The sequence below is a fragment of the Pseudomonas sp. F8002 genome, from assembly GCF_013385495.1.
In the GTDB taxonomy this organism is placed as follows: domain Bacteria; phylum Pseudomonadota; class Gammaproteobacteria; order Pseudomonadales; family Pseudomonadaceae; genus Aquipseudomonas.
Genome location: NZ_JACAPW010000002.1, coordinates 158,535 through 168,608, shown reverse-complemented (window position 1 = coordinate 168,608; position 10,074 = coordinate 158,535). Strand labels below are relative to the sequence as shown.

Annotated in this window: 13 protein-coding genes; 3 read left to right on the top strand and 10 right to left on the bottom strand. The window is 51.4% G+C overall.

Going from position 1 to position 10,074, the window contains the following annotated elements; genetic code table 11:
- Nucleotides 1–139 precede the first annotated feature (139 nt).
- Complete coding sequence (locus tag HX811_RS03170) at nucleotides 140–1,195, top strand: DUF262 domain-containing protein (RefSeq protein WP_177044719.1); 1,056 nt, start codon at nucleotides 140–142, stop codon at nucleotides 1,193–1,195.
- Complete coding sequence (locus HX811_RS03165) at nucleotides 1,195–1,890, top strand: HEPN domain-containing protein (protein WP_177044718.1); 696 nt, start codon at nucleotides 1,195–1,197, stop codon at nucleotides 1,888–1,890. The genes HX811_RS03170 and HX811_RS03165 overlap by 1 nt, the downstream gene beginning before the upstream one ends.
- A gap of 69 nt (nucleotides 1,891–1,959) precedes the next feature.
- Here the strand turns inward: HX811_RS03165 and HX811_RS03160 are convergent, their stop codons facing one another.
- From HX811_RS03160 to HX811_RS03115, 10 genes are read right to left on the bottom strand one after another with little or no spacing between them, the layout of a single operon-like run.
- Nucleotides 1,960–3,024: a tyrosine-type recombinase/integrase gene (locus HX811_RS03160; protein WP_177044716.1), complete on the bottom strand. Its 1,065-nt coding sequence runs from the start codon at nucleotides 3,022–3,024 to the stop codon at nucleotides 1,960–1,962.
- A 3-nt stretch (nucleotides 3,025–3,027) separates the two neighbouring features.
- Nucleotides 3,028–3,264, bottom strand: coding sequence for a DUF4224 domain-containing protein (locus tag HX811_RS03155; protein WP_177045048.1), 237 nt, complete (start codon nucleotides 3,262–3,264; stop codon nucleotides 3,028–3,030).
- Nucleotides 3,264–5,096, bottom strand: coding sequence for a DNA cytosine methyltransferase (locus tag HX811_RS03150; protein WP_371132346.1), 1,833 nt, complete (start codon nucleotides 5,094–5,096; stop codon nucleotides 3,264–3,266). The genes HX811_RS03155 and HX811_RS03150 overlap by 1 nt, the downstream gene beginning before the upstream one ends.
- Nucleotides 5,093–5,575 (bottom strand): hypothetical protein, encoded by a 483-nt coding sequence (locus HX811_RS31915; RefSeq protein WP_256344367.1) that lies wholly within the window; start codon nucleotides 5,573–5,575, stop codon nucleotides 5,093–5,095. The genes HX811_RS03150 and HX811_RS31915 overlap by 4 nt, the downstream gene beginning before the upstream one ends.
- Complete coding sequence (locus HX811_RS03140; RefSeq protein WP_177044714.1) at nucleotides 5,572–6,114, bottom strand: phosphohydrolase; 543 nt, start codon at nucleotides 6,112–6,114, stop codon at nucleotides 5,572–5,574. The genes HX811_RS31915 and HX811_RS03140 overlap by 4 nt, the downstream gene beginning before the upstream one ends.
- Nucleotides 6,111–6,509 (bottom strand): hypothetical protein, encoded by a 399-nt coding sequence (locus HX811_RS03135; RefSeq protein WP_177044712.1) that lies wholly within the window; start codon nucleotides 6,507–6,509, stop codon nucleotides 6,111–6,113. Before HX811_RS03135 ends, HX811_RS03140 begins: the two co-directional genes overlap by 4 nt.
- Nucleotides 6,510–6,564: 55 nt before the next feature.
- Nucleotides 6,565–6,882: a pyocin activator PrtN family protein gene (locus tag HX811_RS03130; protein WP_177044710.1), complete on the bottom strand. Its 318-nt coding sequence runs from the start codon at nucleotides 6,880–6,882 to the stop codon at nucleotides 6,565–6,567.
- Nucleotides 6,833–7,051: a hypothetical protein gene (locus tag HX811_RS03125; protein WP_080673232.1), complete on the bottom strand. Its 219-nt coding sequence runs from the start codon at nucleotides 7,049–7,051 to the stop codon at nucleotides 6,833–6,835. Before HX811_RS03125 ends, HX811_RS03130 begins: the two co-directional genes overlap by 50 nt.
- Nucleotides 7,038–7,322 carry a phage antirepressor KilAC domain-containing protein gene (locus HX811_RS03120; protein WP_177044708.1) on the bottom strand — a complete coding sequence of 95 codons (285 nt, stop codon included), beginning with the start codon at nucleotides 7,320–7,322 and terminating at the stop codon, nucleotides 7,038–7,040. The genes HX811_RS03125 and HX811_RS03120 overlap by 14 nt, the downstream gene beginning before the upstream one ends.
- A gap of 9 nt (nucleotides 7,323–7,331) precedes the next feature.
- Nucleotides 7,332–7,922: a hypothetical protein gene (locus tag HX811_RS03115; protein ID WP_177044706.1), complete on the bottom strand. Its 591-nt coding sequence runs from the start codon at nucleotides 7,920–7,922 to the stop codon at nucleotides 7,332–7,334.
- 357 nt (nucleotides 7,923–8,279) lie between these two features.
- Here HX811_RS03115 and HX811_RS03110 point away from each other — a divergent pair, with 357 nt between their 5' ends.
- Complete coding sequence (locus HX811_RS03110) at nucleotides 8,280–10,073, top strand: NACHT domain-containing NTPase (protein WP_177044704.1); 1,794 nt, start codon at nucleotides 8,280–8,282, stop codon at nucleotides 10,071–10,073.
- The last annotated feature ends 1 nt before the right edge of the window (nucleotide 10,074 follow it).

Sequence of the window (10,074 nt, the reverse complement as noted above, 5' to 3'; positions counted from 1 at the left end):
AGGGTGCAATAACTGCGTCCTTCGAGCTAGAATGCTTGTAGTGCAAGCCAACATGCACGTTGATTGGAATTTAATTAATGATTATCAACATAATGCTTGTGGCATTGAATGGAACTCTGCTAAGTGAGCTGGCGACTATATGACAAAAGCAACCGGTAATTTTTCCCAGTTACAGCAACAACTTGATACCGAGCGTCGGCTAGTTTCATTTGATAGCTACGATATGACAATCAAGCAGATTTATGACATGTTTGCTGAAGGGCATATATTTGTTCCTCCAGAATACCAAAGGCAGTTTGTTTGGGATGCGGTTCGAGAGTCAGAGTTAATCGAGTCTGTGTTTTTGGGTATTCCTGTGCCAAGTTTATTTATGGCGACAAACGCTGATGCTACTTGGGAGATTGTTGACGGTGTACAGCGTTTGTCTACAGTGGCTCATTATGTTGGTGATAACCCAGCCCTACTTGACTCAATTAATAGAAAAGGGCCGCTCGAACTCGATAAGCTGGAAAAGCTGACGACATTGAATAAGCAGTCGTTTGATGATTTGCCGAAATCAGTGCAGCTGATGTTCATGACAAGACCTATCAGAGTTACTGTGCTTAATGATAAAAGTGACTTAAGTGTGCGTTTTGATTTGTTTGAGCGCCTAAATACTGGAGGTATACTGCTAACAAATCAGGAGATTCGTAACTGTATTTTTCGTGGTAAATTTAACGATTCTTTAAAGAAAATATCCAAAATTGAAGATTTTAAAACGGTTGTGCGATTAAGGGAAAGTGATTCCAAGAATGGTACCGCTGAGGAGTATGTTCTCAGATATATGGCCTATCTTTATAATTATGAGAATTTTGAGAAGAGCGTTAAAGGTTTTTTAAATGATTACATGAAGGATAACTCTGATAAGGCACTACCTGCGAAAAAGCTTGTACTTTTTAAGAAGGTGTTGGCGGTTCTCGCAGTTGCATTTCCTAACGGTTTGAGTCGTGGGCAGTCGACAATAACACCCGCGAATTTATTTGAAGCCATTTCCGTGGGGACGGCACTTGCTATAGAAGCAGGGGCTGTAATCGACGTGCAAAAACTTAAAAATCTTGTCGCGGATGCAGAGCTAAAAAAAATCACCACTGCGGGTACCAATAACAAGCGGATGGTTACGGGTCGTATTCATTATGTCCGGGACTACTTAAAATAATGGGCCTCGAGCTACCGAGAGGAAAGATTGCGGATCGTTTTAGAGAGGTCCGTTTGTTTTTATCTTTCATCAAGACGCAGGAGTCTATGGATATCCCTCCTGTGGACTCCCTGGAAGTTAAAATGCTACGGGGGCTCTATTATGTTCAGTTATATGGCGCCCTTGAGCAGTCTCTGAATGATGCGGCAGAAGCTTTTTTGGAAGCGTTAACGGAGTTCGAGTTTTGCAATAATGATTTCGTTTTAGCTATCTTGCCGACAGTAATGAACTCGCATTTTAAAAGCCTTTCTGAGGTGCAGGGCCAAAAACGATGGGGGAAAAGGGTGGATTTTATATCTTCCATCTCGAATGGCGATGCATCAAAAATTGAAAATACTGTTTTTGCCCCTCTTTTTCAAAGCTCTGAGATGGATGTAATTGCAAATGTTATGTCGTATATAGGTATACCTTCAGCTGTTTTGAGGGAAAGCGAAGATCGTTTTTATGTCGATGAGGTAGTTCAGAAACGGCACCAGGTAGCTCATGGTCGAATTAGTCCGGTTATTGTTGGGGCTAGGGGGCGATCTGATGATCTGGAATTGCGGCTTGACGCAGTTTGGCGAACCGTAGACACAGTAGTTGGGATGTTGGATGACCACTTTAAGAGCTTTAATTTTCTCAAGCCTGAGGCAAAAGAAAAATTGAATATGGCATAGTTTTTAGTTTTGAGTGCATTCATATGCCAGTGACCAACTATTAATAGTAGAGGGCGCTCACTAAATTGTTTATTTGGTAGGTCTTACAATCTCTCCTACGCGGCGATAAACTTTTCTGGTCATTTCTTCGGTGCTGTGTCCGAGCAACCGGCTGGCGTGTGAAAGGTCTATCTCACTTGCGGCTTTCGGCCTGATGTCCTTGAATTGGAACTGGCGGATTTGTACTGCAAGAGCTGTGTCACCATCAGCACCAGCCTTAATGGCTGCTTTCTCACGAGCCTCGTCCCAGCGATTGCGCAGCATCTGCTGGCTCATTCGAAGGCCGGAATGATTGGTGATCAGCGTCGAGGTTTTGATGCCGTTGAGTGCTCTACGCTCCTGCAGATCAGTTATAAAGGTGCTCAGGGCAGATAGCACTCCGTCGTCCTCCAGGCGTAGGCGCAGCTTCTTCGCCGTCTTTCCCTGTTTGATCAGCAGGAACCCGGCGTTCAAATCAGTATTAGCCACTTTGAGCACATCGGCAGGTCGTTGACCAGTCAGATAGGCCAAATCCATAGCATCCCTGAGTTCCTGCACGGCTGCGTCGTATACCGCGCTCCACACGATATCGCCGGCGTAATAATCTCGTGGCGTCTCTTTGTTGCGGCGAACACCGAAGCAAGGGTTCGCGTTGTTGGTTAGCCCCCACTCGCGCGCGATCGTGAACATATGCGACAGCAACGCTATTTCTCGGTTGGCCCTTACTTTCGCGGTCCTGGCGTCCCGATACTGCGCAACCACCTGTGGTGTGATCGAATCAATGGGGGCGTTCTCAAACGCTTTCCTGAGCTGCTTGAGTTCCTTCATGTTATCCGACTGGGTCCGTATGCCCTTGGTTGGGATGATATCTTTCACGTACTTGTCGAACAAAAAGCCCAGAAGGTGGGTGGGCTTTGGTGGGGCGCGTCGCTCCAGCCTTGCCCATTCCACTTTTGCCTGGTCCAAGTCGCCCCCCAGGGGGATTTCCTTTCGTTTTCCATTGGCGTCCCTTCCATTGTAGTAATACCCGATCCAGGTCGAACCGTTCTTTCGGAGCTGACACCGTCGGATCATGCGTGGGGGAAGGTCCCGATTAGCTGATGATTTCTTGCGCATTGATCAGCTCACGTTCGCCAGGTCGAGCGTCCAGGTTTCGGCCGCGGGGTTAACCGCAGAGGGAGTGACGCCTGCCAATTTCATTCGGGCATACACCCGGCCAACGATCGGACGGCGGGCACCAGTCAGAACAAACTCCCAGTGGTTCTCGGTCAACCACTGGATTTGCTTGGATGGGATCTGGTAGCCGGTGATGGTGGCCAGTTCTTCGCCGGCCAGGGTTTCGCTTTGGAATTCCATCATGCTGCCTCCAGCTGTTCAGTGATGGTCTCGCTCATGTTCGCCCGAATCAGCGCGGCCATGGGTTGAGGGGAGACGGAGTTTCCCACCATCCGCACTTGGGCGCGCTTGGTGAACCTGCGGCCGTCGTGCCCCACGTCGATGACGTAGTTATCGGGGAAGCCTTGGGCGCGATATAGCTCGCGCGGGGTGAGCATGCGCATGCCGATATCGACGATCACATAAGGGGTACCCTTGATCGTGACGGTTACAAGCGCCAGGCGATCTCGGGTTGTGATGGTTGCTGTTGGGTCGCGCAGGTCGTAGATGTTATCGGTGCCGTAATAACCCATCAGGAACGCTGCGACGCGCATTGCACCCTCCTGGTATTCCGGCGCCAGGGTGTACTCGACCAAGGCGTGGTGCTCGGCGCCGGCGGTGATGGTCGGCACCAGGCCATCCATAGGTTGGCCAACGCAGTTTTTGCGGAGCGTGCACAGGTGGGCGGTGACCACGTTCTGCTGGCTGCCGCTTGTGGTGATCGCTGTCAGGGGCTTGCTCGGGTGGTGCCCGGGGGTGACGTTGTAGCCGCCGTTGTGTTGAGCCAGGTACGCGACGGTCAGTGCGAAGTGGCCACCTTTGACATTTGCGCAGATGGCGCGCAACGGCGCGTCGCCGGGCATGTTGCGCTGGCTACTGCCGTTGGCATGCTCGGTGATGAAGGGGGCAAGCGTTGGGGTCATCAGCGCGAACCCATGGGAGCCGGTGATGGTTTTCGTAGGGAGGTCGACTGAGTGAACGCGCGAGTCGTCGCTGCCCGAGTGGTTGACGCTGACGATGAAAGGGTCTGCGTGATCGATCACATAGCGCTTGGCACCCTTGCGCAGACGCTCTATGGTCTTGTTGACCAGCGGGCGGCGCACACCTGCGGCACGGCCTTCTTCCTTGTCGAGAAAGATGCTGGGGCAGGGGATAGACCAATCAATGCTACTGGCTGCGGTGAGTTGCGGCTTTTGTTCCTTTGTCGGAGCTTTCGTGTGGGTAGGCTCTGGCCATTGAAGTGGCTTGCCGTCGCAGCGGGCCACCAGGTAAAGACGTTCGCGCAATGTGCCGGCACCGAAGTCACTGGCTTTCAGCTTGCCGTGACGCAGGTCATAGCCCATGCCACGCAGGATCGATTTGAACCGGCGCCAGGTTTGGCCTTTGCGTTTCGGATCGGGTATCAGGTACTGGTCTTGCACCGGCACCCGTTCTCCGACATCGGCAACACGCAGGTCGCGGCATATGACCCGGCCTGTTGTTGGGCAGCGCTTGGCGATTAGCGGTCCCCACTGGAGAACCTGCATCACGTTCTCCATGGTGATCATCTGCGGGCGTACCTGGCCAGCCCATTTGATGACCACCCAGGACAGCGACCGGCTGGTGGTACTGCGCGGCTGGCCGCCGGCAGCGAGGCTGTGGTGCGTGCATTCGGGGCTGGCGTGCAGGTGCAGCACTGGCCGCCCCCGGGTGGCCTTGTGTGGGCATACGTCATACACATCGGTGATGTAGTGCTCGGCGCTCGGGTGGTTGCGCTTGTGCATGCTGATGGCGTCGGGGTCATGGTTGATGGCGATATCTACCGGCATACCGGTAGCCATCTCCTGGCCCATGGTCGCGCCGCCTCCGCCGGCGAAAAGATCAACGCGAATCCCGCCTACCAGGTTGAGTCCAAATTGGGTATGGACTGCGCTGGTGATCGGGGTTGGTTTGAAAACTTCCCTTTCGGCCTTGCTGGTGCGCTTGGATCTACGCAAGCGCAGGTGGGTAGTGTCTGCGCAATCTGGCGAGAGTTGCGACGGGAAGGTAGTCACACGACACCTCCTGCCAGTTTGGCCTGATCTTGTTGGTAAGCCTCGAGCAGCACGGCGCGAATATGCGAATAGCCTTCGGTATCAGCCTCCTCATGCGGGAAGCTGATTTCGCTGGTTTTGAACTCACACCACAAGCTTCCTCGCTGATCCAGCCAGTCAATTAGCTGGGTATCGGTGATGTCGACAGGTAGATACATCCGGCCTGGGCTTGCTTCTGTTAAGTAATCCGCATGCCTTGAATCGGGCGTATACCCCACGACAGGCTGCGCGAGCGGGCGTTCCTGAACGTTTAGCGTTGCATCAGCGAGCGCTGCCCCGCGCAGCTTTTCGTGGGGTATAAGTGCATCGGCAGTGGCGCTGGAAGGAGCAATAATGCCTGCTGCTTCGCAGCAGAGACTGTTTGTTTCTAGCGTGTTGACGCTGCTGACAGTGCGGAGCAAAGCGGGCAGCGCAATGGTGTTGTTCTGTGGGTTCTTCATGCCGCTTTCCTCCGGTGTTCGATAGCGAGTTGGTCCATCAGGCGCTGGTGGTAGGTGTTGCGTGCTTCTGCGGCTGACCATGGGCGAATGGTTTCAACCATGGGCTCGATGCCGACCAAACAATCCCAGATAGCCGGATCGGTTGGCATTAGGTCGCGGCGCTCGGTGGTCAGCGCAATCAGGTCAGCCTGGTGTATGCATGCGGGTAGATCGAAGGCCAGGTCGAAGCGCTCACAGATGCGCCCCCAAACGACGTCCTCAAATCCTCGGTAGTCGGGCATCCACTGTTTGAGTGGCCGGGTCATATCGCCCAGGTACGCCTCGGTCGCATCGTGGAGCAGGGCCGCTAACTTGTGTTCTTCCGGCACCAGCTCGGCGACGATGCAGCTGTGTTGTGCCACGCTGTAAAACTCGCGGGTGTGGCCGTTGAAGCGACACAGGTGGGCCAACGAGTGCGATATGTCCCGTGGGTCGATCATGTCGACTTCAGGTTCATAGACGTTGAAGTGCTTGCCGGTGAAGGTGAAGATGAAGTTCATGCTGCATCCTCCAGCGTGAACGGATCCATCGGGGCAGCCATGCTCAGAGCCTTGTCGCGTAAGGCTAGTGCTTGCGTTGCCTGGCTCTCGGATCTCACTGCTCGGAAGGTGTCAGCCGCAAGCTTCAGCTTTTCGGCGATGGCCAACAGGGTGAGTCGATCTTGTGGTTGAAGATGCAAGATAAGCTGCAGGCGCCGGCATCGTTCGGTGACTTGCTCAAGTCCGGTAGCGCTTGCTGACTCGCCCTGGTGCATCCCTTCCATAAAGCCCTGAGCGTGGCCTTCCTCATAGCCCTCAGCTCGACCGTCCGTTAAGCCGCCCTTGTAGCCGACCCAGTAGAGGATCCCAAGCGCGATAACGATGCTGATCAGTGCGTATATTTGATTTGCAGTCATGTGGTGTGCTCCTGGTTTTGTTGGCTGGTGGTGGCAGCCGTCGGGTTTACTAGCCTTACTCGGTTGAGTCGGTTTCTGGACGCGGCATGTCTTCATCTGCTCGGTAAGCGCGGATGTCGATCAGGGCCGCTACGTGTTTGATGTGGGCGTACCTCAATGCCTTGGCGCTGTGGTCCAGAGTGGTCACCGGCAGTTGGATGCGACCGGCGTTGATCGCCTCGATGAATGTCTTTTCATTGAGGTTCTTGAAGTAATGCACGCGCAGCTTTTCCAGTGGGATAAGCACGTCACCGAAGAGTTGATGAAGCATCTCGACGGTCGCGCTATCCGGCGCGGGTTGCAGCCGCAGCGGTGTTTGACTGTTGTTGCTCATGGGGCTCGGCCTCCTTGCGTTTGAGTCGTGATGGATGGTTCCAGGCGTTCAGGCAATGGCGCTTGGTCAGCTCCCGCAGATGCTCCGGCACTTCGAGGAGCGCGGCGTTGCGCTCCTCGCGTGTGCGCATGGCGACGATCTGGCGGGCGTACTCCCTAGGCCACGTCACGGTTGTCTGCCGGGATAGCTGGCAGTTCGAGCCCCAGTTGCTCGGCGAGCCAAGGCATGCCGGCTTGCCGGACCTTGGTCGATTGGCTGTACTGCATGCCGGCAGTCTCGTGGTACCAGTTGCCGTTCTTGATCCGCAGGTACTCACGGTCACGGACGCGGAAGGCCGGCAAGTTACGGTCGTTGAGCAAGCCATTTTCACGTATGAGCGCAATCAGCTTGGGGCGAGTGATGCCAAAGTACTTGGCGGCTTTTTCCAGGCTACGTTCCATCACGGCCTCCTACGCTGCATGCGCGGCAGGTGTAGCTGCTGCGGCCAAGTGGTTGATGGATTCGACGACCATGCCGTACAGCTCGACGTCGGTCCCATATACCGTGAAGCACTTAGTGCGCGGCGACTTCACGCCGATGCCCATGATGGTGGTGATGCCGGAGCGGGTTTTGTTGCGGTGAACAGCCAGGTAAATGGGTTGCTCGAAGCCCATATCGAGACTGATCGCGCCGCCGGTGCGTACCAGCTCGAACACTTGTTGCTTGTGTTCAACATCAAACGTGCCGTAGCGACGGTTTGCGTGGAGAGCCGGCAGTGATTCGGGCGATGTGCTGGGGTCGATCGGGCCGTTGGCTATTTCTTCGATGAAGTCGGCCAGTTTGAGGTGCATTTTTTTGCTGTTGGTCAGGGTCAGCGTGTGGCGTTCGGTGCCCAGTTCAACGGTGAAGTGCGTGTCGGCTTTGCTGCGTTCGACTTTCAGGCGGAAAGCCAGCACATCGCGCCGTGGTGTGGTGCGCAGCGTGTGGTTGAAAGTCTCGCTGAGATTGACTTGAGCATGCAGCAGGGCAAGGGTACGGTTGTCGAGTTTGAACTTGCTCATGCTGCGTGCCCTCCGCCGTTAGGATCGAACGGTGCGGGCGTGGTGCGCTCTTTCAGCTTGGGTTTGGATGCGATGAAGGTGCACCCGCAATCTTGCGCTAGGCGGCGAATCTCGAAGATGCGGAAGGGGTTAGCAACGGCCGGGTGGACGTGCAGGGTGGCTGTGGTGTGCATGGTGTTGCCTCGCTCTGTGGTGGAAGAGTGAAACAAATATCAACCATTGGTTTACAAAAATCAACAACCAAAGGTTGATTTATGGATAAAAAAATCATCACCGTTGAGGTTCCAGAATGAGGTGTGTTTTCATTGTCTTAGCCAGTGGCAAACTGCCAGTCTTTTTGTGAAAAGGATATTCAAGATGAATGAAACCGAAATAGCAGTAGAATTATTTAATTCTCAACTTGAGAATGTATTTAATTTCGGTATGGGGATATATGAAGCTCAAGATGAAAAAAGGAAAATAAAAATTGGTCAGGCTTATCAGCGTTATATATTGAATGCACGCAGTAAGCTGGCGAAGACAAAATCTTTTTTTATTTTAGATAAGCCTACTGATTTTTATGATTATTACGTTTCTACCGAGATTTCATGTGGTCGCATAAGTTTAGATAATCCCGGAATTTCTCAGTGTGTGAATGTTAGCGATCGAATTGTCATCGCCGGTACTGGGGGAAGTGGAAAGTCTATTTTTATGCGTCATATTTTTCTTGATTGCATCAATACCATGAGGTTTGTCCCCGTATTGATTGAGTTACGTGATTTAAACGATTCTAAGAGAACTGTAGAGGAGCAAATATTTTACGTTTTAGAAAATGGCGGCTTTAATGTAGGTGGAGGTTTCGTCATACGTTCAATGGAGGCAGGGAGGTTTTGCTTTTTATTTGATGGTTTTGATGAGTTGATAGAAAGTAGGCGTCGCGAGGTTAGTGATTATATTAATGAGATTTCTCTTCGGTTCTCAGGCTGCCCTATAATAGTTTCATCTAGGCCCGATGAGAGGTTCTACGGGTGGAACCAGTTCAGTATTTTCTTTGTTGAGCCTTTAAGTAAGGAAGCGGCACTATCACTTGTTAAAAAGCTGCCGGTAGAAGAAGAAGTTAAGAAAAAATTTCTAATAGAGTTGGATGAAAGATTGTACGATGAGCATCAATCTTTTTTGTCGAATCCATTACTTCTTTCTATAATGTTGCTTACATATCATCAGAATGCAGATGTTCCTACAAAATTGAGTTTATTTTACAGTCAGGCATATGAGGCGCTATTTCAAAAACACGACGCGACTAAAGGTGCATATTCCCGGAGTAGAGCAACAAGTTTAGATATTCTTGATTTTGCGAAGGTATTTTCGTTGTTCTCCTTGATTACTTTTGATAGGCGGATTTTTAGAATGTCGAAAATTACCTGTTTAGAATTTATTGAGGATAGCAAAATACGCCTCGGGACTAACTTTGATAGACAAGATTTTCTACAAGATCTTCTTGGGGCCACGTGTTTGCTGGTGGAGGATGGGCTTCAGGTAGCATATTCACATAGATCATTCCAGGAGTATTTCGTCTCACTATTTATCCTGGGTGAAAGCTTAGAGGTGCAAACCCAACTGCTGGATCGCTACTGGAATTCGACAGGAAGCGATAGTGTGGTCGAGTTAGTCCATGAACAAAATCCTGCAATGGTTGAAAGGGCGTTGTTGATTCCATTTTTGGACAAGGCATTTGATGAGCTTGGGCAAGTAGCAGATATTACTCCTGAATATCATTTCGAATATTTATGTAAGGCATATACATCAATGCAGGTCGACCCTGGGGGTATTTCAATCACACATTGTATGGATGGTTTAAGTAGCAAAAGAGTAGCGTTTGGTGTAATTGATACCGCAAATAAATTGTGTGGAAGATGGAGTAGCCCACCTGAAGAAGTATACAGAAAGCTCTCAGATGCGATCTTGGATGAACTGGGTGAGAGAGGTGGGAAGTGTTCTTTGAGTGTGTCTGAACTTGCATCTAAGCCCAAAGTATTGAAGGTAATGCAGGATTCAAATACATTCTTCGGAATAGAGTATCTTAAAATGGCGCATGATCTTTATGGTCAACTAAAACGGAAACACTCTGATCATGCAAAAAGCCTTTTTGATTTGTTAGGAACTAATAGGTAGT

Coding starts and splice junctions, on each gene's coding strand:
- HX811_RS03170 (WP_177044719.1), top strand. CDS start 140: ATGACAAAAGCAACCGGTAATTTTTCCCAGTTACAGCAACAACTTGAT.
- HX811_RS03165 (WP_177044718.1), top strand. CDS start 1,195: ATGGGCCTCGAGCTACCGAGAGGAAAGATTGCGGATCGTTTTAGAGAG.
- HX811_RS03160 (WP_177044716.1), bottom strand. CDS start 3,024: ATGCGCAAGAAATCATCAGCTAATCGGGACCTTCCCCCACGCATGATC.
- HX811_RS03155 (WP_177045048.1), bottom strand. CDS start 3,264: ATGGAATTCCAAAGCGAAACCCTGGCCGGCGAAGAACTGGCCACCATC.
- HX811_RS31915 (WP_256344367.1), bottom strand. CDS start 5,575: ATGAAGAACCCACAGAACAACACCATTGCGCTGCCCGCTTTGCTCCGC.
- HX811_RS03140 (WP_177044714.1), bottom strand. CDS start 6,114: ATGAACTTCATCTTCACCTTCACCGGCAAGCACTTCAACGTCTATGAA.
- HX811_RS03135 (WP_177044712.1), bottom strand. CDS start 6,509: ATGACTGCAAATCAAATATACGCACTGATCAGCATCGTTATCGCGCTT.
- HX811_RS03130 (WP_177044710.1), bottom strand. CDS start 6,882: ATGAGCAACAACAGTCAAACACCGCTGCGGCTGCAACCCGCGCCGGAT.
- HX811_RS03120 (WP_177044708.1), bottom strand. CDS start 7,322: ATGGAACGTAGCCTGGAAAAAGCCGCCAAGTACTTTGGCATCACTCGC.
- HX811_RS03115 (WP_177044706.1), bottom strand. CDS start 7,922: ATGAGCAAGTTCAAACTCGACAACCGTACCCTTGCCCTGCTGCATGCT.
- HX811_RS03110 (WP_177044704.1), top strand. CDS start 8,280: ATGAATGAAACCGAAATAGCAGTAGAATTATTTAATTCTCAACTTGAG.